Source organism: Candidatus Sneabacter namystus (genome assembly GCF_008189685.1).
GTDB classification, from domain to species: domain Bacteria; phylum Pseudomonadota; class Alphaproteobacteria; order Rickettsiales; family Rickettsiaceae; genus Sneabacter; species Sneabacter namystus.
This window is the reverse complement of the sequence record NZ_CP043312.1, coordinates 384,746-405,049: the sequence shown is the minus strand read 5'-3', so window position 1 is coordinate 405,049 and position 20,304 is coordinate 384,746. Positions and strand designations below refer to the sequence as shown.

Genomic DNA, 20,304 nt, shown 5'->3' with positions numbered 1-20,304 from the left:
TTTTTTGTTGCTTTTTTTAACTTTCAGCGTACCATCTCACACAATGTGAGTTAGCTTTATTAAAGTTGAAGGTTTTATGAGTGATATTTCTAGAATAGAATTTTCTAATGTGTGCAAGTATCACAAAAAGAAACTGATACTGAATTCTATAAATTTTAGCGTACAAAGAGGGGAAATAGCTACATTTTTAGGTGCAAATGGAGCAGGAAAGACTACTCTACTCTCAATTGCTGCTAACCTTATTTCTCATGACAAAGGCACAGTTACGTTATACGATAATTGTGAGAAAAACATAGATACTATTACACAATATCGTAAAAATATTGCCTTTTGCCCATCACGAGCAATCTTTGATGAGCGTTTTGACATATACTACAACATATTTTACACAGCCTTAAAATACGGCCTTTCAAAAAATGTAGCACATGCTAACACTGAACACTTTATCAAAAAGCTTGATCTTATAGAATATAAGCATAGTCACCCATCAGTCTTAAGTTTTGGTTATCTACAAAGATTTTCAATTGCCAAAGCTTTGGTACATAAACCAAGCATAATAATTCTGGATGAACCAACAGTAGGATTAGATTTTCTTGCAAAAAAAAACTTACATAATATTATGTTATCCCTTAAGCAAGAAGGTAAAATAGTTTTATTGACTACCCATGACTTGGAGGAGGCAGGCAATATATCAGATACTTTATATATTATAAAAGACGGGCATATAGCACATAAATGTGCAGGAAAAGATATAGCGAGTGAGTCTAAAAAATTAGAAACATTGATCGAAGATATTTTAAAAGAAGAAAGCAATGCAAGATAAATTAAGAATTTTTATAGTTTCTCTTAAGATAGATCTAATGCACATGAGAAACTCTATGATTAAAATGATAATTAATGCTATATCGTGGGCGTTACCAACAATTGTAGTAGTTACCTTTATCCTTCCTCAGTATGGTGTTGGAAAAGATTTTACCTCCTTGCAGATTGCAAGCGTTATAGCGGGAGTTAATTTTTTTTCTTTTCATTCACATCTATATACTTTAGTAAGTAAAATAGAAAATAAACAAATGTCCGCCGATCTTCTGCTCCCAACCAGTATAGATATGATTCTACTGCAAAAGGTAACATTTTTTTGCATATACGGCGTAGTAATGTCCGTAATTATCTTTATATTAGCGTATTGCATTTACTACTCTAGTGGCATGTTTGCGCAAATGAATATCTTAAAGTTGCTTTTTGTAATTTTTATTACAAGCATGGCAAAGGGATTGAATACCCTATTATTAGCGGGCTGTATCGAAAAAATGGTCGATATAGAAAATATAATAATGAGATTTATGTTTCCCTTATGGTTTTTGGGAGGTTTTCAATTCTCATGGGAAGCAATACTTAAGACTTCAAAGTGGTTCGCATATATTAACCTGCTTAACCCATATTTTCACGAAGCTGAAATGTTTCGCTCCAGCCTATTAGAAGGAAAATTTGTACCATTTTCACTTTCTATTTCAGTAACAGTGATATACTCCATTTTGTTTTGGTATATAGCCAAAAGGCAATTTAAGAAAAAACTAGATTTGCCGCACTAAGTCTAAAAACCAAAATTAATCTTAAAACGCTACAACCAAAAATAAGTCGTGATCTTAAACTTACGCACCGCGCATATACTCAAACGATAAAATGCTAAATTCTAAAAATATATCGTTTTTAATTCAGTATTATAGCGTACGTATGAGAATCTTTGTGTTCTCCTTGAACTAACTCACTTTTCCTATGAGTTCCCTCTTTTTCAAAGCCAAATTTTTCCAGAATTTTGATCGCCCTATCGTTACCAGAAACAACAGAGGCCTGTACACGCACCAATTCCATTTGGTGAGCGAATTCTAATACGTGTTTAAATGCAGTTCTTATAAAACCTTGTCCCCAGAGTGACTTATCAAGGTCAAAATGCACTATTCCTATTCTATTTATGAATGATATATAAGAAAAACCAATAGTGCCTATAAGTTTGTCTGTATCCTTAAGGCTAATACCCCAAGTACAGCCCTTTTTTTTCAAAAATAGATCTCTCAAGTAAGACAACGTAGAATGAGAAGCAGCTAATGATTCTGGTATCAAATAAGTAGGAAGATACTTCATTACCTCATCATTTGTCATATATCTTAAATATGACAATGCATCGTTATCTCTCAAATCCCTTAGAAAAAATTTCTCCTCCTCATAAAAAGGAACATTGCCTCTAGAAAACACATCTTTTGCTGCATCCATACTTACAAACCTATTCGAGCTAATATAAAGAACCTACATTGTAACAGAAGCGCCAAAAACTGCAAATACGAAGGCGGCAATCCAAAAGCCTATTACAATTTTTCTTTCTTCGATGCCCTTTTTTTCAAAATGATGATGCAAAGGAGACATCAAGAATATCCTCTTACCCGTATACCTGAAATATATAATCTGTATTATCACAGAGGCAGTCTCAATAACAAATATGCCACATACGATTATCATAGCAAGCTGATTTTGAGTAATTATACTAAGAGCCGCTATCCCACCACCAAGTGACAAGCTTCCACAATCACCTAAAAATATTTTTGCAGGGCTGTAATTAAACACTAAAAAGCCAAAACAACTACCTATATAAGAGGAAAATATAATAGCCTCTTCCCTACTTATAAAATTTATTCCGTGGTGGCTACATGCTATTACTATTAGCGATGAGAAAGAAAAAATCACAGGGAGTGTAGCAAGGCCATCTAACCCGTCAGTAATATTTACAGCATTTGCAGAAGATACAATAGCTCCAATAGACAAAAACAACGTCATAACGCCAAAATCAACAGAGCAGCCTAAAAAAGGAACATAACAAAATGTGCTAAAAGCATCATCATATACTCTTAGCAAAATACAAAACGTAAAAGCAACTACTATCTGTATAACAAATTTAGATCTTGCAGAAAGACCAGCAGCTCCACGAGTGTAATACTTTCTTACATCATCATACAACCCTAATAAAAACAGAGTAAAAAATATCCCTAATACAAAAAATACCCTTACGTTGTAATGTTTGCATAAAAATGCATATACAATGAAAGCAGATAAAAAAACTATAACACCACCTAAATTAGGAACAGCCGACTTGCTGCGATGATGTTCTAAATAATTTCTTACATTAGGATAAAACTTAAGCCTGCGCAAAAGAAGTATCCAAGGATACATTAAACACACGCATAGCAAAAAACTTATGACAATTGATGTAAAAAATTTTGTCATACTAATTTGTTACAAAATAGAATCTCCAGATCGATTCAAATATAGTACAACTTTTTCCATCTGAAGTTTTCTTGAACCTTGTACTAATACCAAATCACCATCTTGCAAAAAGTTTTCAATTAACTCTAGATGGCTACTAAAATCGTCCAGATATAGCAATCTCAAATCTTCTGGTAAAGCCTCATACAAAACTTTAGCATATTTACCAATAACTATAACCTTGTTTATTTCTGCGTTTAAAATTTCTTTTTGCAAGCCAAGATGATAAGTATCTGTATGCTTTCCTAATTCTAACATATGTCCTAATATGAGTACTTTTCTTGAAACAGAAGTAAAATGTGACAATGACAACAAATTGGCCTTAACAGATAAAGGACTAGCATTATATGATTTATCCATCAAAAAGAAGCTTTTATGATTTCTTTTTACTAAAAGTACTTTGCCTCTTTTTTCTGGAACCTGAAAATTTTCTATAGCATCAACAGCTTTTGTCATATTAGAGCCTTCCAATTTTGCACATAAAAGTGCGGCTAATGCGTTATATACTTGAAATTCTCCATATAGTGGTATATTTATTTCAAATGTATCTTCTAGTACCCTAATTTTTACTACGGATCCTTGATTGTTTATTTTTGCGTCGATAATTTGTGCATCAGCATTTTTAGATTTTCCAAACCTAAATATTTGCAATTTTTTGTACAACGCTCTTTCTTCCAACTGTTGTATACACTCAGATTTCACAGGCAAAATAGCTTGGTCATGTGGAGACATATAATCAAAGATTTCTGATTTTGCCTCTGCAATATCTTTTATATTACAGAAATTACCTATATGGCATGGACCAATATTTGTAATAATGGAAATGTTAGGTTTTACATAAGAAGACAGATTATGTATCTCTCCCTTATTATTCATACCTAATTCAAAAACTGCTTTTTGTGCTTTCAATGATAATGAAGCAAGATTAATTTTAACGCCCAAAGCATTGTTGAAATTTTTATGTGAAATGAAAGAAAAAAACTCTTTTTGAAAAATCTCTCCTATCATGTCCTTTACTGTTGTTTTTCCACAACTACCAGTAACCGCAATTACTCGCCCCGTATAGCAATTTCTCTTATACTCAGCCATTTTTGTAAGTGCTTCATAAGAATCATCTACAAAAATAATTTTCTCTTGTGGTAAGTCTAGAGAATATTTCCTCTCTACTATACAACCACTAGCACCTTTTATAAGAGCATCTTTAGCATGCAAATATCCTGGAGAAGTGCCTGTTGACAAAGCAATAAAAAGATCTCCTGATTCAATATCTTTGCTATTAAATTTTATACAATTACCTTGTACTGATGTACGTACTCCTAGCGCTTTATAAAAATCATCCTGAGACCACATGCTACCCCTAACAAAACTTTTTTGATGATTCTTGCTTTTCTACTAATAGATTTTTGTGATAGCTCATAGATTCAAAAATTCTATCTGTCACAGTACGTACATCTAACCCTTGAGTCTGCTCTGGGTATATTACATCTACAATTCTCACCTCAATTGTCCCAGGACGTTTTATTGATATACCAGGCGGCCAATATAACCCTGCATTATGAACCATAATTACAATAGGGACCTTTGCTGACAATGCCACCTTAACACCACTTGGTTTAATTTTTACCGTTCTATATGGAGAAATTCTACCAGCTTCAGGAAAAATAACTAACCATAGACCCTGTTGAATTTTTTTTAGCCCACCCTCCAGAATGCTTTTAACAGAGCTAGAGGTTTTTCTATCAATTGCTATAGGGTCTAACATCTTAAGGCTAAAACCAAAAAAAGGAATTTTAAATAATTCTTTTTTTATAACCCAAGAATGTTTTGGAATAATCACCTGCATGAACAAATTTTCCCAAAAAGACTGGTGATTCGATAATACGACAGATGGAACCTTTGGCAGTTTCTCTAAACCATAAACACTGTAGTTCAACCCACATATCCATTTGGCAGAAGCTATAAATATACGAGAAAAAGCTTCAGCCATAGCATACCTTACCCCATAACTACTTCCACATAACTTAGCGGGTATGGCAACTAATACCAAAATTACGTTGCTCACTACCACAACGCAATAAAAGAAAAACACCCTGATATTCCAGAAGACTTTTTTGATCAAACTCACTTAAATAATGACCATACTGTACTTAACTACTTATCTCTAAACACGTTAACACATCTTCATAACGCGCATAAACAAAAACACAACAAACCGGATTCTATACTTGTATAAGATCTTGGTCAAGAACATCAAAACAATCTATTCTTTCTCTAATAACACTTTTCAAGAGACAAAACTACTACTAGCGCTTACTCATTACTTAGTTAGTTACGAATTCTGTAATAAGTGTTAAGTTATAAATCTGTAATAACATGAGTGATTATAGATATAAAATGAAAAAATTTATACATCTTAAAGTTCAAAGTGGTTATTCATTACTTGAAAGTATCGTAAGAATCGACGACTTAGTAGATCTTGCATGTTTAAATAAGATGCCAGCCCTCGGATTGGTTGATAAAGGAAACATGTTTGGAGCTTTGGAATTTTCAGAAAAGGCAAGCAAAAAAGGTATTCAACCAATACACGGAACCATTGTAAAAGTACATTTTTTGAACAACAAAAAACACATATCAGAACTTGTATTGATAGCTAAAAATGATATTGGATATCAAAATTTACTACATTTAGTAAGTGAATTTTGTGTAACAGAAAATCACACCTCATTACCTTTTAGTGAAATAGAAAAATGTAAAAGCGGGCTAATCATATTATCAGGATACACCAAAGGGTTAATAGGAAAGCTAGTATTAGAAAACAGATATTCTCTTGCTATCGAATTAGCATCTAAGATGCAATCTACCTTTGGTGATAACTTTTATTTTGAAATTTCACGTCATGGCTTCAAAGATGAATGCATAGAAACTCAATATCTGCAAATAGCACGTGATCTACAAATACCGGTAGTTGCTACAAATGAGGTACTTTTTCTACACAAAGATATGCATGATATACACGAAATCTTCCTACGTATTCAACATTTTTCCCCTGACGAAAAAAAGGTTTTATACGCCAAAAATTCTTACTTCAAAACAGAAGAGGAAATGGAAAAGCTCTTTTATGATTTACCAGAAGCCCTAGAAAATTCTGTACTAATTGCAAAACGTTGCAGTGTTAGAGCAACAACAAGAGACCCAATATTACCATCTTTTCAAGATAACGTTGACGAAAAAGAGATAATAAAAACATTATCTAGAGATGGACTTGTACACAGGTTATCAAAAATCACTCCTGACAAAGCAAACTTGTTATCAGATAACAAACAATATTTTGAAAGGCTGGAATATGAGCTTTCTGTTATTTGTGAAATGGGATTTGCCGGATATTTTTTAATAATATCTGATCTTGTTCAATGGGCCAAAAAGGAAGGTATTCCTGTAGGTATAGGTAGAGGATCTGGAGTTGGTTCTGTTGTTGCATGGAGTTTATTAATAACAGACCTAGATCCGATTGAATTTGGCCTGATATTTGAACGGTTCTTAAACCCTCATAGAATCTCTATGCCTGATTTTGACATAGATTTTTGTCAAAATAAAAGAGAGAAAGTAATACAATACGTACAAAATAAATACGGAAAAAAAAGAGTAGCTCACATAATCACGTTTGGAAGCTTACAGGCAAAGGCTGCAATAAAAGACATCGCAAGAGTGTTGGGATTAGACTTTCACATAGCAAATAAAATAACTGAATTTATACCATTTAGTGCTGTTAATCCTGTTACTTTAAAAAAAGCTATAGAGAAAATCCCCCAGCTACAGTCATTGTATAAAGGAAAAATCGTAAAAGAAATAAACATCGAAGATGATGAGGCACATGAAGTCAGTGAACTAATTGAAAAAACATTAAAAATATCTCTAGCTATAGAAGGACTGCCGAGACACATCTCCACACATGCAGCAGGCATAATAATTGCTGGGATAGATTTAGTACAAATAGTTCCATTATACAAATCTCCACATGATGATGCGATTTTAGTACAATATTCAATGAAATACGCAGAATTATCAGGGTTGGTAAAATTTGATTTCCTAGGGCTACAGACCCTAACCATGATATCAGACTGCTGCAAACTTTTAGAAACAAGGGGCGTTGAAATAGATATCTCATCTATTAATCTAAAAGATAAAAAAACGTACGACATGCTTTCCAAAGGAAAAAGTATGGGAGTATTCCAATTTGAAAGTTTTGGTATGAGGGATAATTTGACAAAACTGATACCAGATAAAGTAGAGGATCTGATGGCTTTATCGTCATTGTACAGACCTGGCCCTATGGAGCATATAGCAACTTATATTGCTTGCAAATTTGGTAATCAAAAACCTTCATATATGCACCCTTTATTAAAGCCTATATTAGAACCCACATACGGTGTAATAATTTACCAAGAGCAAGTAATAGAGATAGCAAAAGCATTCGCTGGTTATACAGCTGCAAAAGCCGATTTGTTAAGACGCGCTATCGGGAAAAAAATAGCATCAGAAATGAAAAAGCAGGAAAAAGAGTTTACTCAAGGAGCTGTAAAAAATGGAATCGATATATCTATTGCAAATGATGTATTTTCTTTGATAGTTAAATTTGCCGGATATGGATTTAATAAATCTCATGCTGCAGCATACTCTGTAATGTCTTATCAAACAGCTTATTTGAAAGCACATTATCCTAGAGAGTTTTTTGTTTCCTTTCTAAACCTAGAATTACGAGATTTCGTTAAGGTAAACCTTCTTATTAGCGAATTCAAAGAGATAGGATACAATGTCATTAAACCTGACATAAACTCAAGTGTTGCGTATTTCTCCCTTTCTGAAAAAGACGATAAATCAATAATCACCGGGCTAGGATTAGTCAAAGGTACAGGCATAGGTATAGTACAAAAAATAGTCAGTGAACGTCAAAAATCAGGACAATTTACCTCTATTTCTGACTTTGTGTATAGAATGTCAGATAAAGATTTATCAAAAAAAGCAATTGAAGGATTAATCCTTTCAGGGTGTTTTGACTCTTTGCACCCTGACAGATATCAGCTATATCATAATCTAGACAGAATTATGTCTCATATGTACTCTATGTACAACAAAAAATCAGGTATACAAACAAGTTTTAACGCCCTAGACACTAAAATACTTACATTAGAAAAACAGCGAATAACGGAAGACATATTCAGTCGTCTGTACGACGAGTTAGAGTACACCGGAATATTTTTATCAGGACATCCTGCATCAGAATACTTTTCATTTTTAGAAGAAAAACGAATACGCCCTTTTACTTTTGTTAAAACATTGCAAGATGGAATTCATTACGTCAATTTAGCTGTTGTGATACTAAAAAAAGATGTGCGTAGCTCTAATCGAGGCGTTTTTGCAAACTTAATTGTATCTGATCCTACTTCTACATTTGAGGTGAGTATATTTAACGAAAATTTACTAAGAGACGTAAGCCATAAACTGCAACTAAAAACAGCAGTTATATTAAAATGTGAAATCTATAAATCAGATAATAGCATGCGTATTACAGTCGCAGGTGTAGAACTATGTGACGATATATTGCAAACGCGACAACATACTATTAACCTTAGCGTAAACAATACTGAAGAGTTGCTAAACTGCATAAATCTTTTAAAAAATTGTCCTTACAAAGAACAAGGCAATGTACAGGTAGTCTTTTTCTTGAAAACTGAATTTGGTTTAGACGCTAAAGTGGCCTTGCCTATGCTTTTTGAAATGAAGTATGCTAACATACGTGCTTTGCAACCTTTTTCTATCAAACGATGAACTACTCTAATGATGTCGACATTATCAGTATAGGTAAAAAAACACTAGATTACATAGAAGATGTGCTAATAAAAGAAGATGTGCAATGTCAGTTAGACATAGACAGGCTTGGAGATTTAGCTCTCAAAATATCATCCACAGTAGGAACTCATCTTATCAACGTGCACAGCGATGCAAAAGAATTATGGTTGTCCTCCACAATAAGCGGAGCATATCACTTCAGCTACATAAAAAATACATGGAAAGACAAAAACTCCTCCACTATATTCTCTCTCTTGAAGAAAGAACTAGAACCGGTTGTAACATTACACTTTACCCCACTATAAGTTGAAGCTCTGATTTACTGAAAAACCTTAAAATGGTACCTCATCATCTATGGAGTTTTGCGTAGGTCCATTAGAAGTAGGACTAGAAGCATTTTCACTGAATCCAAGATCCTTCTTTTTACTATCTAAAAGTATTAGAACACTATGACCCTGCAACACAACCTCTGTACTATGCCTTTCTTGCCCTGTTGCAGCATCTGTAAATTTACGAGTTCTTAAAGAACCTTCAAGATACAACTTTGTACCTTTTTTAGTGTAATTACGCACTATCTCTACTAAACCTTCTCCAAAAACAGCGATCCTGTGCCACTCTGTATTTTCTCTTTTTTCCCCCGTGTTTTTATCTCTCCACGTTTCAGTAGTAGCAAACCAAAAAGTAGCAAATTCTCTATTGTCTTGCTGGGTGACTCTGATTTCTGGATCATGTCCTACATTTCCTATTAAAGAAACTTTATTTAGTCCTAGTGCCATTATCTGTTACCTATTCTTAATAATTACGTTACACTCTTACCCTAGGCTGTCAATATAGACTAAAAAACTTTTATATTCCAGCAAATTTTGTTAAGCCAAGCCAATAAAGATATATTTGTTTATACACTAATAAGCATATATAAAAGGTAATGTACAAAATCAAATAAGACATATATTTAAGTCACAAAGTAAATGATAAAAGATTTTTTTATTAAGATAAGAGGTGCAAGAGAGCATATTTTAAAAAATATTGATCTTGACATACCAAGAAATGAGTTAGTAATCATTACAGGAGTAAGCGGATCTGGAAAATCCTCTTTAGCATTTGATACTATATACGCAGAGGGTCAAAGAAGGTATGTAGAAAGTCTTTCTGCGTATGCTAGGCAGTTTTTGCAATTGCAAAAAAAGCCAGAACTTACTTCAATTACAGGATTATCTCCAGCTATTGCTATAGATCAGAAAACTACCTCTAGAAATCCAAGATCTACCGTAGGAACAGTAACAGAAATTAGTGACTATCTCAGATTACTTTTCGCTAGGGTAGGGGTACCATTTTCACCAGTGACAGGTTTACCTATAAAAGGTCAAAGTGTTGCCGATATGTCTTGCAAAATTTACGAATCTGCTCTGGGTAAAAAAATCAGAATTTTATCTCCCTTTATAAAAGGGAAGAAAGGTGCATTTGAAAAAGAGATTGATTTTCTAAAAAGAAAAGGTCTGCTGCAAGTAATTATAGATGATGATCTAATTAAATTAGACGAAAAAATAATACATTTATCCAAAACTAAAAGTCACACAATAAATGTCATAATAGATTCTTTTAGACTCATTGAAGAAAGTAAGCAGAGATTGGTGGACGCTCTAGAATTATCGTTAAAATTGTCTGATGGACTAGTTACGATACATATTTTCGATACAAACGATGATAAAAAATATGATCAAATGGTATTATCCGAAAAATATGCTTGCCCTGTATCAGGATTTCAAGTGCCAGATATAGAACCGCGCCTATTTTCCTTTAACAGCCCTTATGGCATATGTGTATCTTGCCATGGCTTAGGAGAATTATCATTATTTTCCCCTCACTTAATTATTTCAGATCCACAATTAAGTATACAAGAAGGTGCATTGAAGAAATTTGCTAATCTGGATAGTGTAGTCATTGAAAAAGCTTTTGAAAAAGCGCTAAATGTGTTCGGGTACGATATTCACACGCCATTATGCGATATTTCCGAGGAGGCAAAACATGTATTGTTTTATGGTAACAACTCGCAAGATACCAAAAAGAAATCTAGTGAAATGTTTCTTGGGATAATACCGTATCTTGAAAGAAAAATGTCAGAATCTTCCGACGCACACAATGAAATACATTTATCTAAGTATCAAAGTAAAAAGATTTGCGAAAGTTGTAACGGATATAGATTAAAAAAAGAAGCATTGTCGGTAAAAGTGCTGGGCCTACACATAGGAGAAATATCACAAATGAATATAAGTACTTTGTCTCAGTGGTTATCTCAATTGCCAGACAAGTTATCTAGAAAAGATAACACTATTGCAACACCTATAGTAAAAGAAATAAAACACAAGTTAAATTTTTTAGAAAAAATAGGACTCAATTACCTTTCTCTTTCCAGGTCAACATCTACATTATCTGGAGGAGAAGGACAAAGAATTAGACTTGCATCTCAAATTGGGTCTGGTTTAAGCGGAGTATTATACGTGCTTGACGAGCCGTCAATAGCTTTACATCATAGAGACAATATAAAATTAATAGAAACATTAAAAGATCTAAGAGACTTAGGTAATTCTGTCATAGTTGTAGAGCACGATGAATCAACAATATTAGCTGCTGATTATGTCATAGATTTAGGACCAGGTGCTGGTAAATGTGGAGGAGAAGTTGTTGCACAAGGTACTGTTAAAGAAATTTTAGAAAATAAAAATAGTATTACAGCTAAATTTTTAAACACAGAAAAAGAAATTTCTAGAAAAAAACCTCCTTCTCAACCTTTTGCTTCCTGGATAGAAATACGTGGGGCTAATTCTAGAAATCTTAAAAATGTAGATGTCAAAATTCCAATAGGAGCGTTGACAGTAATAAGTGGAGTTTCTGGCAGCGGAAAATCAACGCTTATAATGGAAACTTTACTACCAGCTGTACGTGAATACATAGAGAATCATAATTCTACACAGATACCAAATTTGAAACATATTACTGGCTGTGAAACTTTTAATAGAGTTGTAGAAGTAGACCAATCTCCCATTGGAAGAACCCCTAGATCCACTCCAGCAACATATATTGGTCTATTCTCTCTAATAAGAGACTTATTCGCCAATCTTACTGAAGCAAAAGCAAGAGGATATAAAGCTAATAGATTTTCCTTTAACGTAAAAGGAGGTAGATGTGAAAATTGCAAAGGAGACGGGGCAATAAAAGTCGAAATGCACTTCTTAAGTGATATGTATGTGCAATGTGACATATGTAATGGAGAAAGATACAATGAACAAACGCTGGAAATACTATATAGAAAAAAATCAATATCAGACGTCCTAAACATGACGGTAGATGAAGCATTGAAATTTTTTCACAACATCCACATAATACAAAGCAAAATTCAAGTTTTACACGATGTAGGACTAGGGTATCTTAGCCTTGGTCAATCTTCTACTACCCTTTCAGGAGGAGAAGCACAAAGGGTAAAATTAGCAAAAGAATTGTCTAGAAAATTTATTGGAAACACTTTGTACATACTAGATGAACCTACCACGGGATTACACTTTCAAGATGTAGATAAATTGATGAAAATTGTATATAATCTGGTGGAAAGTGGATGCACTGTTGTGATGATAGAGCATAATATGGATGTTATCAGCAGAGCTGATTATGTTGTTGATATAGGACCAGAAGGAGGAGAAGAAGGGGGCGAAGTTGTAGCGTGTGGAGTGCCAAAAGATATAGTAAAATATGAGAGGAGTGTAACAGGTAGGTTTTTAAAGGAATATTTGTAAATTTTGTTTTTTGTATTTAAAGGTACAACATGAAACACATAAGACATTTAGAAGAAATAGACAAAAAAATTGCAGTTTATAAGGCTAGTTTTGCTCCTTCTAAGATTGAACATTTTAATCATAACAGGGGTAAATGCTCTGCGAACTATATAGTGTGCAGTACCATAATACAGCTTATATCTTTCATTGGAACTGGCTTCTTTTTAGGAAGGGTGCTGGACAGATGTTTCGGGACTTTTCCTGTTTGTTTTACATTGTCAATGCTGCTTAGCGTCATTGCTTGGTTATACAATTTAGTAAAAATGCAGGTTAGAAATGGATCACAGTCCTCTTGAGCAGTTTAAAGTTATCCAATTAATGAAGTTAAGTGCCTTTGGGTTAGACTTCAGTTTAACCAATGCTGCTGCATTCTTGATTTTAGCTACTGTATCTTGGACAATGTTGTTGCTTTTTGCCATGAGAAAGGCCTCTTTGATACCGTCCAACAAACAAGTGTTAGTCGAACTAGTGTACAATTTTGTGTGTGATATGTTACAAAGCACTGCGGGCCATAAGGGTAAAAAATTTGTACCTCTCATATTTAGCATTTTTGCATTTGTTCTTGCATGTAACAGTATCGGTATGATTCCTTGTAGTTTCGCTACAACAAGTCATATAGCTATAACTTTTACTATGGCTAGCATAATTTTTATTATCGTAAGTGCAGTTGGTATTTTTTCGCATGGTTGGAAGTTTTTTAAGCTCTTTTTACCATCTGGTTGCCCTTGGTGGATATCTCCTATACTAATAGTAATAGAGCTGTTTTCATTTTTGTCGAGACCTTTTAGTTTGGCCTTACGATTAGCGGCTAACGTAACCTCAGGTCACGTTTTATTGCACATAGTTGCATGGGGCACCGCAAATGTATTAATAGCTATAAAATTTTTTCCGTTCTTATTGCTAGCTTTCTTAATGTGCTTAGAATTCGGGGTGGCAATTTTACAGGCGTATATTTTTTCTGTTTTGTCTTGTGTATATCTAGGAGATGTTCTAAATTTACACTGATTTCTTTAATTTATAAAATCTTTATTTTGGACTATGGATTCTTCTGTTTACAAGTTTATAGGTGTTGGACTAATGGCAATGGGTATGTTAGGTGCAGCCATTGGTGTTGGAAATATTTTCGCAGCATTGATGAATGGTATTGCTCGCAACCCATCTGCTACTGGAAAGATGCAATTAAGTGCTTATGTAGGAGCCGCCCTTGTTGAAGCAATGGGTTTGTTTGCCTTTGTTATAGCAATGTTACTGATTTTTCTGTAAAACAAAGAAAATAACTAGTTTTATACAGTTTTATGCTACCACAACTAGATTTATCGCATTATCTGTCTTCTGTTGTATGGCTAATCATTAGCTTTGGCTCATTTTTTCTCTTTGTCAACTTTTGGTTAGTTCCTCGATTGAATTCTATCTCTAAAAAGAGAAAAGTTTACATTGACAAACACATGCAGCAGATCGATGAAATGCGCAATGAAATTGCAAAAATAGAGCAACAAAACGAAGAAAAATTGATGCTTGCACAAGAAGAAGCAGAACGGATAAAAGCTGAGGCTTTAAATGAATTTACACGTGAAGCAAATGCGATTATAGATTCTGCAAATAAAGAGTGCGCAAACTTGTTAGCAAAAGAAATGTCTATCATTGAGAAAAATGTTAACTCTCTACTTGCAAAAAAAGAGCAAATTGCAGAGACAGTTGCAATATCAATACTAGATAGAATTAAAACAGATTAGTTGTTACAAGGCATATGGTAGAAGTTATAATTATATCCATAGCTTTTGGTTTATTAGTATTTTTTGGCTACATAAAAGGAAGAAAGCTTGTCATTGATTTTTTAGTGGGAAAAGTAAATAGCATAAAAGAAGAGTTCGATTCCTTACAACATTTACAGTTTGAAGTAGAACAATTGTACAAAAAGACCTTGAATTCTAAAAGCGCCATAGAAAAAGATGCGAAGAAGATAAAAGATGATGCTTTACTGTGTACAAAAAACATCATCGCAGAAAAAAAGAAGGCATTGGATAAGGTATTGTGCTTAAAGAAAGAAAACTTACAAAACAGCATAATCACACTAAGAACAGCAGAAGAGAACAAATTGAAAGGGGAGATAGTTAAAGACTCCGTGAAAATAGTGGAAAGACAGCTTAAATCCCTTTCCAACGATAAAAAGCTATATGCTTTGCTCGGTAAATGTATAAAAAAAATAGGATATTAGCTTTTTTAAGATAAAAGGAGGTGAATCATAAGCCGGGTTCTGTAGGCTTTTTTAAAAAAGCCTGGTAGCAATCCATCTTGGCTACGCATTACTACGCAGCTCACGCGACCTACCCGCCTGATGCATATAGAGAGATAGGGAGAATCTTGAGTACAAGACTCACCAGGCATGTTTGGTCTTGCTTTCGACAGGGTTTACCATGCGTGCCTTGTTACCAAAGCACCGGTGAGCTCTTACCACACCTTTTCACCCTTACTAAAATATTTAGCGGTATATTTTCTGTGGCACTTTCCCTCTTCTTGAACAAACAAGAAGGCTGGACATTATCCAGTGTCGCCTCCCTTAAAGCCCGGACTTTCCTCAGGTGTCTAATTAATAACACACCCGCTGCTACCGAATCACCTCCTTAGGTGGATGGTAAAAGAAAAAAATATCTAAGTAAACCAAAAAATAATAAATTATCTTTCTAGGATTTTGTAGCAAGATTTACGCCAAGTGACCTATTCTCCATTACTTGGTCTATTAAACCAAACTGTATACTTTCCTCAGGAGACATAAAATTATCCCTTTCCATTGCCTTCCTTACAACATTAACACGCTTTCCAGTATGTTTGGCATAGATAGCATCCAATTTACCTCTTAATTTTAAGGTCTCTTTAGCGTGAATCTCAATATCTGTTGCTTGACCATGATATCCTCCAGACGGCTGATGTATCATAATTCTGCTATTGGGAAGAGAATATCTCATATTTTTCTGACCAGATGCAAGCAACAAGGAACCCATAGAGCATGCTTGCCCTACACACAATGTTGCAATTTTCGGAGCTATATACTGCATAGTATCGTAAATAGCCAACCCGGAAGTCACAATACCACCAGGAGAATTGATGTACATGTATATGTTTTTTTTAGGATCCTCAGCTTCTAAAAATAATAACTGAGCAACTATTAAATTTGCCATATGATCTTCTATAGGACCACATACGAACACTATTCGCTCTTTTAATAATCTAGAATATATGTCATAGGCTCTCTCTCCTCTTGCTGTATTTTCTACTACTATTGGTACAAAAGTCATTTTAATGTCTTAACACAATATTATTTATTTCCGTTAATAAGCTGATTAATATCTTATTTATTTCCGTTAATAAACTGATTAATATCCACAGTTGGACAACTCTGATCTAAAGCTTGTATCACTTCGTCCGTTATAAAAACAGAATGATCTGCAAATAATACATGACTTAATGGCAGCACAAGCATAAAGCGCTTTTCCTTCGATATCTGATGCACTATACGAATGATCTCTCCATAAATATGCTGAGACATCTTAAAAGCTACATGATTTAGCTTTGATTTCTCTTGCTCAACATATTGCCTATGCTCTGCAACAGATTTTTTTAACTCAGACATCCTTTTTGTTATATCTTTTCTTCTGGAAGACGACCTCTTAGAAAGCAAAACCTTCTCTTCTTTACTTAATTGGTCTTCCTTGTTTTTTAGTTTTTGACGCAAATCTTTCTCTAAAACACTCAACTTATTTTTCATATCGATTGATATCAAAGATCTAGAAAAAACATCTTCTAAATTTATTACGCCTATTCTTTGTGCCCTATATACTATTCTGCCTTGTACAGTAGACTGCTTAGAAGAAGCATAACTACAAAATGTAATAAAAAACAACAAAGATGCTACTATTCTCAAGTATATTCGTCCCATCAAACTAATCAGTCAATTTTTTTTGTTAAAGATACAGACAATTCTTTCGCTTTTTGCAATTCCATAAAAGATAAAATGGGAGCAACTTTCACTTCTTTCATTTGAGATACGAGTTTTACCAATATGCTGAGATCCAACTCGTTAAATATTTGCGCAGCGCGCTTAGGATTCATCCCTTCATAAACTTTCGCTAAACTACGCATCTTTTTATCTTCCTGAATTTGTACAGTGTCCTGATATTTTTTTATACACTTTTGTAATTCATGTAACTCTTCTACCTTTTTTGCTATATTACATTCAACAGCTTGCAAAAAGGCCTTCTTTTTCTCTATATCTTCCTCGTATCTATTCAATTGTTTTCTTCTATCAGAAAGTTGAGTAAAAAGTTTAACCTCGTGTTTACTTGTAATAGAGGCACTTTTCTCCCCTTGTGCAACACAAATGTGACCAATAACCATAAAAAATAAAGTTAGTGTATAAACCAATACCTTTCTTGACATTAGATATCTACTCATGCAGTTTAACTTTTTTTACCGAATTGTAATAGTTTTGTGAAATTTTCATAACGGAACAATGACCTGCCCGTACTAAACCGCCAGATCCTAACATTAGCAAATTTGTTTTACAAGCAAAATCGCTTTGATCATCTACGTCTGTAACCTGAGTAACATAATTAGAAACTTTTACATCATGTTCGTATTCATTTCTTGATTTTTGGCAATCATTTTTTACCACTTCAAGACCCATATTTCTGTCACGAAAACTCATCATTACAACTTTTAACTCATCTTGCAATGCTAAAATAGACTCACATACCTGCTCTTGTATTATAGTGAGTGCCTTAATATCTTTTCTCATACCAAGCATAATCATGGTACAGTAAAGCATAACAAAAACACATCCGCTTAAAATTATAGCCAGATAAATTGTATCCATAATAATTTTGAAAAAATAAGTTATTTTTATACTTCAGTTAAATGCAAAGATACTTGGTTGTCTAATTCCCCTATAGTGCCTTTGGCAATTTTTGTATTTTTACAACTTAAAGTAATATCATATTGTGAACATCTAGCCAACAATATAGTATCTCCGACTTTAATATTTATCACCTCAGACAATTTCCATAGCTTTTTATCCTCCATATTAGCAGAAATTCTCAAAGGAATTCTTCCTATAGACTTAAATAATTGAGCTTTCCAACTGACAGAATCGTTACTTTCATCGTTATTGAAGCCATTATAAATGCTATCAAACATAATTCGGGGTAATGCCAAAAACAGCTCTCCTGAAAACGATTCAGAATGTATCAAAAATGATGAAATAACTAAGCTGCCATTATCAACTTGCATATGTAAATCTTGTATTACATCTTTTTCTGTTTCTCTCAAAGAAACTACTTTTTCGGAATAAGTTTGTACAGAATCGTATGAAGCAGAAGCAGCGTTAAAAATAGCTGATGTTACCTTCTTAAGAATTGATTTCCCTATCAAAGTATCAGATTTAGAGACATTATCCCTTTCTGCCTTACCACTGCCCCCTAGCAATATGTCTAAAAATGTACAAGTAAAGTCATGAGAAAAGACAATCACTCCACACATAGATTTTTCTTCATCTACGCAAAAAGCAGATTTGGTAGCATCTGGTGCAAAAATCGATAATAAGGACTCCTTATCAGGCACAACATATCGTTGAGAAATTTTACACCTTATCGAAAAAAGAAATATTTTCTTCAATTCCTGTTCTACAACATGGCAAAATTTTTCCAAAAAGCTATCGTGAACAGTAGAAAATTGTCTACCATATGCTCCTGAATATTCATGTAAAATTTCTAACAAGCCTTGTTTTTGGGTCTTTATAACATTTTTAGAAGAAGTGTTAATGTTTGAATCAGTTTGTTTACTTGAGCTCATTTTGCCTAAATTTCACTTAGATGTTACCAATATTTCTTCTATAAGAACTTTGTCTACAGCTCCTGGCATTATAGCATTAATCCTTTTTTCTAACTCTTTTTGAATCATAGAAAGAGATATATTATTTTCCAAATCTTCCCTACTTAAACAACTTAAAAAAAAAGTAATTGTATTATTAATGTTTGGCGTGGCATTTTTTACAACTTTTAAAACTCCTTTGTTTTTCAGTTGCAGTGTTATCTTTACTTTTAAGCCGCAATACCCATCGTGTTCTTCAGTAGATCTTAGCATAACCTCTAATCGAGGTACCTCGTAATAAGTTATCGAAGTATCAAAATAGTTATAATAAATTTTAGGCCACAAAATGACAATTAAGCCAACAATACATGAAACCAACACACTGAAAATAAGAGCCTTTCGAAAATAAGGCTCTCTTGTGTCTGATCCTACTTTGCTGCTTTGATTTGCCAGTACCGCATGAAAACTTCTCTCTCCCTTATCATCCATAAAAAATTTAAATTAATAGTATATAAACAAAACCACTTACTAATAGACTTCACTCACCTGCTCATATAAAATCTCTCGAGGATTGGTTATTTCATTAACGCCAACCTGTAGATAATTAAGTAACATAAGACACAGATGATATCAAAAAATACCATAAACATCGTCCTCCCAATTACCTCCCTCTTGATTATCTCTATTATACATTACTCATGTAAAGCTAACAATGCCGGATATTGCGCTCTTTCCAGACAGATCGTAAGTAAGAAATGTGTGGAAACAGCAGCAAATAACATAGCAAATAAAAATACCTATGGATTTATTAGCCTTGATCCAGTACTAAAATCCAAGAATTTAAAGAGAAGAAAAGGCGCAGTTTTACCTTATATAAAAAGTACAATAGCAGTAGAAAAAAAGAGGCAATTTAGAAAAACTAACAGAAATTTGGATATAGCTGCAGAACAAGGATGGTTCAAGTTGATTGCAAAAGGTAAGTATTTTTACACACTCAATGGACACATAGGAATAGATGCAGAAGGGATGTTAATAGATTGTAGCGGCAATTATTTCTTGGATGTAAACAACCAACCTATAAGTCTACCTGAGTCATATGACTCAATTTATGTAAATACATCAGGTGATGTTGTTGCAAATATCGGTACAAAACAGGAAATAATAGCAAGAATTGGAATTTTCCTTCTAGATGAAAAAAATCTTCAGCCAATAGGAAAAAGTTTGTATAAAGGAAAAGAATTACAGTCTATGGAAGATGTAGCAATAATGTCCGGAACCTTAATACAGTCTAATGTTGACTGTTTCAAAGAAATGACAATTGCCTCTGAGAAAAAGCTGGAGTACGAATGCAGCACCGATGTACTATCTACTACATTTAGAATAGAAAAATCGACTATTGATTGCTTGCCTAACTTAAGATAGACTGGATCCAGTGTGTCTATGATACTTTATTAAA

General features: G+C 33.6%; 22 protein-coding genes and 1 other RNA gene. 11 read left to right on the top strand and 12 right to left on the bottom strand.

The window, feature by feature from the left end; genetic code table 11:
• The first annotated feature begins 76 nt into the window (after positions 1-76).
• Together FZC37_RS01930 and FZC37_RS01925 are read left to right on the top strand one after the other, a co-directional pair.
• Positions 77-823: an ABC transporter ATP-binding protein gene (locus FZC37_RS01930; protein WP_148952045.1), complete on the top strand. Its 747-nt coding sequence runs from the start codon at positions 77-79 to the stop codon at positions 821-823.
• Between the two features lie 43 nt (positions 824-866).
• Positions 867-1,589 (top strand): ABC transporter permease, encoded by a 723-nt coding sequence (locus FZC37_RS01925; protein WP_216363366.1) that lies wholly within the window; start codon positions 867-869, stop codon positions 1,587-1,589.
• A gap of 118 nt (positions 1,590-1,707) precedes the next feature.
• Here FZC37_RS01925 and FZC37_RS01920 read toward each other — a convergent pair whose 3' ends face one another.
• The 4 genes from FZC37_RS01920 to FZC37_RS01905 all read right to left on the bottom strand — a co-directional run bounded on the left by FZC37_RS01920 (position 1,708) and on the right by FZC37_RS01905 (position 5,437).
• Complete coding sequence (locus tag FZC37_RS01920; RefSeq protein ID WP_148952043.1) at positions 1,708-2,268, bottom strand: GNAT family N-acetyltransferase; 561 nt, start codon at positions 2,266-2,268, stop codon at positions 1,708-1,710.
• 33 nt (positions 2,269-2,301) lie between these two features.
• Complete coding sequence (gene mraY / locus FZC37_RS01915) at positions 2,302-3,219, bottom strand: phospho-N-acetylmuramoyl-pentapeptide-transferase (protein WP_216363363.1); 918 nt, start codon at positions 3,217-3,219, stop codon at positions 2,302-2,304.
• 63 nt (positions 3,220-3,282) lie between these two features.
• The gene (locus FZC37_RS01910; RefSeq protein WP_148952041.1) at positions 3,283-4,662 is read right to left on the bottom strand and encodes a UDP-N-acetylmuramoyl-tripeptide--D-alanyl-D-alanine ligase; all 1,380 of its coding nucleotides are present in this window, start codon (positions 4,660-4,662) and stop codon (positions 3,283-3,285) included.
• A 7-nt stretch (positions 4,663-4,669) separates the two neighbouring features.
• A complete protein-coding gene (locus tag FZC37_RS01905; protein ID WP_246120972.1) occupies positions 4,670-5,437 on the bottom strand; it encodes a lysophospholipid acyltransferase family protein in 768 nt (255 codons plus the stop codon).
• 269 nt (positions 5,438-5,706) lie between these two features.
• Between FZC37_RS01905 and dnaE the strand changes: the two genes are divergently transcribed.
• Both dnaE and FZC37_RS01895 read left to right on the top strand, forming a co-directional pair.
• Positions 5,707-9,138 (top strand): DNA polymerase III subunit alpha, encoded by a 3,432-nt coding sequence (dnaE, locus tag FZC37_RS01900; RefSeq protein ID WP_216363360.1) that lies wholly within the window; start codon positions 5,707-5,709, stop codon positions 9,136-9,138.
• Positions 9,135-9,464: a frataxin domain-containing protein gene (locus tag FZC37_RS01895; protein WP_148952039.1), complete on the top strand. Its 330-nt coding sequence runs from the start codon at positions 9,135-9,137 to the stop codon at positions 9,462-9,464. Before dnaE ends, FZC37_RS01895 begins: the two co-directional genes overlap by 4 nt.
• A gap of 27 nt (positions 9,465-9,491) precedes the next feature.
• Here FZC37_RS01895 and ssb read toward each other — a convergent pair whose 3' ends face one another.
• Positions 9,492-9,935 carry a single-stranded DNA-binding protein gene (gene ssb, locus FZC37_RS01890; protein ID WP_148952038.1) on the bottom strand — a complete coding sequence of 148 codons (444 nt, stop codon included), beginning with the start codon at positions 9,933-9,935 and terminating at the stop codon, positions 9,492-9,494.
• Between the two features lie 195 nt (positions 9,936-10,130).
• On the opposite strand from ssb, the gene uvrA reads away from it, so the two are divergent.
• Genes uvrA through FZC37_RS01860 form a run of 6 tightly spaced genes read left to right on the top strand, consistent with a single transcriptional unit; the run spans position 10,131 to position 15,201 of the window.
• Positions 10,131-12,947 carry an excinuclease ABC subunit UvrA gene (uvrA, locus tag FZC37_RS01885; protein ID WP_148952245.1) on the top strand — a complete coding sequence of 939 codons (2,817 nt, stop codon included), beginning with the start codon at positions 10,131-10,133 and terminating at the stop codon, positions 12,945-12,947.
• Between the two features lie 29 nt (positions 12,948-12,976).
• Positions 12,977-13,282, top strand: coding sequence for an AtpZ/AtpI family protein (locus FZC37_RS01880; protein WP_148952037.1), 306 nt, complete (start codon positions 12,977-12,979; stop codon positions 13,280-13,282).
• Complete coding sequence (locus FZC37_RS01875; protein ID WP_148952036.1) at positions 13,263-13,991, top strand: F0F1 ATP synthase subunit A; 729 nt, start codon at positions 13,263-13,265, stop codon at positions 13,989-13,991. Before FZC37_RS01880 ends, FZC37_RS01875 begins: the two co-directional genes overlap by 20 nt.
• A gap of 33 nt (positions 13,992-14,024) precedes the next feature.
• Entirely contained in the window at positions 14,025-14,249 is a 225-nt protein-coding gene (locus FZC37_RS01870) for a F0F1 ATP synthase subunit C (protein WP_148952035.1), read from the top strand.
• A gap of 32 nt (positions 14,250-14,281) precedes the next feature.
• Entirely contained in the window at positions 14,282-14,719 is a 438-nt protein-coding gene (locus tag FZC37_RS01865) for an ATP synthase F0 subunit B (RefSeq protein ID WP_148952034.1), read from the top strand.
• A gap of 14 nt (positions 14,720-14,733) precedes the next feature.
• A complete protein-coding gene (locus FZC37_RS01860; protein ID WP_148952033.1) occupies positions 14,734-15,201 on the top strand; it encodes a F0F1 ATP synthase subunit B family protein in 468 nt (155 codons plus the stop codon).
• Between the two features lie 12 nt (positions 15,202-15,213).
• Here the strand turns inward: FZC37_RS01860 and rnpB are convergent.
• The 7 genes from rnpB to FZC37_RS01825 all read right to left on the bottom strand — a co-directional run bounded on the left by rnpB (position 15,214) and on the right by FZC37_RS01825 (position 19,337).
• Positions 15,214-15,607: RNase P RNA component class A (gene rnpB / locus FZC37_RS01855), an RNA gene on the bottom strand.
• A gap of 60 nt (positions 15,608-15,667) precedes the next feature.
• Positions 15,668-16,279, bottom strand: coding sequence for an ATP-dependent Clp protease proteolytic subunit (locus FZC37_RS01850; protein ID WP_148952032.1), 612 nt, complete (start codon positions 16,277-16,279; stop codon positions 15,668-15,670).
• A gap of 53 nt (positions 16,280-16,332) precedes the next feature.
• On the bottom strand, positions 16,333-16,920 hold the full coding sequence (locus tag FZC37_RS01845) for an OmpH/Skp family outer membrane protein (protein WP_148952031.1): 588 nt from the start codon (positions 16,918-16,920) through the stop codon (positions 16,333-16,335).
• A gap of 8 nt (positions 16,921-16,928) precedes the next feature.
• Positions 16,929-17,435, bottom strand: a complete 507-nt coding sequence (locus tag FZC37_RS01840) for a MotE family protein (protein WP_216363359.1) — start codon at positions 17,433-17,435, stop codon at positions 16,929-16,931.
• The gene (locus FZC37_RS01835) at positions 17,428-17,856 is read right to left on the bottom strand and encodes a hypothetical protein (RefSeq protein ID WP_148952029.1); all 429 of its coding nucleotides are present in this window, start codon (positions 17,854-17,856) and stop codon (positions 17,428-17,430) included. Before FZC37_RS01835 ends, FZC37_RS01840 begins: the two co-directional genes overlap by 8 nt.
• Positions 17,857-17,882: 26 nt before the next feature.
• Entirely contained in the window at positions 17,883-18,830 is a 948-nt protein-coding gene (locus FZC37_RS01830) for a FliM/FliN family flagellar motor switch protein (RefSeq protein ID WP_148952028.1), read from the bottom strand.
• A 12-nt stretch (positions 18,831-18,842) separates the two neighbouring features.
• On the bottom strand, positions 18,843-19,337 hold the full coding sequence (locus tag FZC37_RS01825; RefSeq protein WP_148952027.1) for a flagellar basal body-associated FliL family protein: 495 nt from the start codon (positions 19,335-19,337) through the stop codon (positions 18,843-18,845).
• Between the two features lie 135 nt (positions 19,338-19,472).
• Here FZC37_RS01825 and FZC37_RS01820 point away from each other — a divergent pair, with 135 nt between their 5' ends.
• Positions 19,473-20,270: a flagellar hook-basal body protein gene (locus tag FZC37_RS01820; RefSeq protein WP_148952026.1), complete on the top strand. Its 798-nt coding sequence runs from the start codon at positions 19,473-19,475 to the stop codon at positions 20,268-20,270.
• The last annotated feature ends 34 nt before the right edge of the window (positions 20,271-20,304 follow it).

Excerpts from the sequence above, each read along its gene's own strand:
- FZC37_RS01875 (WP_148952036.1), top strand. The coding sequence starts at position 13,263 with ATGGATCACAGTCCTCTTGAGCAGTTTAAAGTTATCCAATTAATGAAG.
- ssb (WP_148952038.1), bottom strand. The coding sequence starts at position 9,935 with ATGGCACTAGGACTAAATAAAGTTTCTTTAATAGGAAATGTAGGACAT.
- FZC37_RS01840 (WP_216363359.1), bottom strand. The coding sequence starts at position 17,435 with ATGAGTAGATATCTAATGTCAAGAAAGGTATTGGTTTATACACTAACT.
- FZC37_RS01820 (WP_148952026.1), top strand. The coding sequence starts at position 19,473 with ATGATATCAAAAAATACCATAAACATCGTCCTCCCAATTACCTCCCTC.
- FZC37_RS01865 (WP_148952034.1), top strand. The coding sequence starts at position 14,282 with ATGCTACCACAACTAGATTTATCGCATTATCTGTCTTCTGTTGTATGG.
- FZC37_RS01925 (WP_216363366.1), top strand. The coding sequence starts at position 867 with ATGAGAAACTCTATGATTAAAATGATAATTAATGCTATATCGTGGGCG.
- FZC37_RS01880 (WP_148952037.1), top strand. The coding sequence starts at position 12,977 with ATGAAACACATAAGACATTTAGAAGAAATAGACAAAAAAATTGCAGTT.
- FZC37_RS01835 (WP_148952029.1), bottom strand. The coding sequence starts at position 17,856 with ATGGATACAATTTATCTGGCTATAATTTTAAGCGGATGTGTTTTTGTT.
- FZC37_RS01930 (WP_148952045.1), top strand. The coding sequence starts at position 77 with ATGAGTGATATTTCTAGAATAGAATTTTCTAATGTGTGCAAGTATCAC.
- FZC37_RS01860 (WP_148952033.1), top strand. The coding sequence starts at position 14,734 with ATGGTAGAAGTTATAATTATATCCATAGCTTTTGGTTTATTAGTATTT.
- FZC37_RS01850 (WP_148952032.1), bottom strand. The coding sequence starts at position 16,279 with ATGACTTTTGTACCAATAGTAGTAGAAAATACAGCAAGAGGAGAGAGA.
- dnaE (WP_216363360.1), top strand. The coding sequence starts at position 5,707 with ATGAAAAAATTTATACATCTTAAAGTTCAAAGTGGTTATTCATTACTT.
- mraY (WP_216363363.1), bottom strand. The coding sequence starts at position 3,219 with ATGTATCCTTGGATACTTCTTTTGCGCAGGCTTAAGTTTTATCCTAAT.
- FZC37_RS01895 (WP_148952039.1), top strand. The coding sequence starts at position 9,135 with ATGAACTACTCTAATGATGTCGACATTATCAGTATAGGTAAAAAAACA.
- FZC37_RS01870 (WP_148952035.1), top strand. The coding sequence starts at position 14,025 with ATGGATTCTTCTGTTTACAAGTTTATAGGTGTTGGACTAATGGCAATG.
- FZC37_RS01825 (WP_148952027.1), bottom strand. The coding sequence starts at position 19,337 with ATGGATGATAAGGGAGAGAGAAGTTTTCATGCGGTACTGGCAAATCAA.
- FZC37_RS01845 (WP_148952031.1), bottom strand. The coding sequence starts at position 16,920 with ATGGGACGAATATACTTGAGAATAGTAGCATCTTTGTTGTTTTTTATT.
- FZC37_RS01910 (WP_148952041.1), bottom strand. The coding sequence starts at position 4,662 with ATGTGGTCTCAGGATGATTTTTATAAAGCGCTAGGAGTACGTACATCA.
- FZC37_RS01830 (WP_148952028.1), bottom strand. The coding sequence starts at position 18,830 with ATGAGCTCAAGTAAACAAACTGATTCAAACATTAACACTTCTTCTAAA.
- FZC37_RS01920 (WP_148952043.1), bottom strand. The coding sequence starts at position 2,268 with ATGGATGCAGCAAAAGATGTGTTTTCTAGAGGCAATGTTCCTTTTTAT.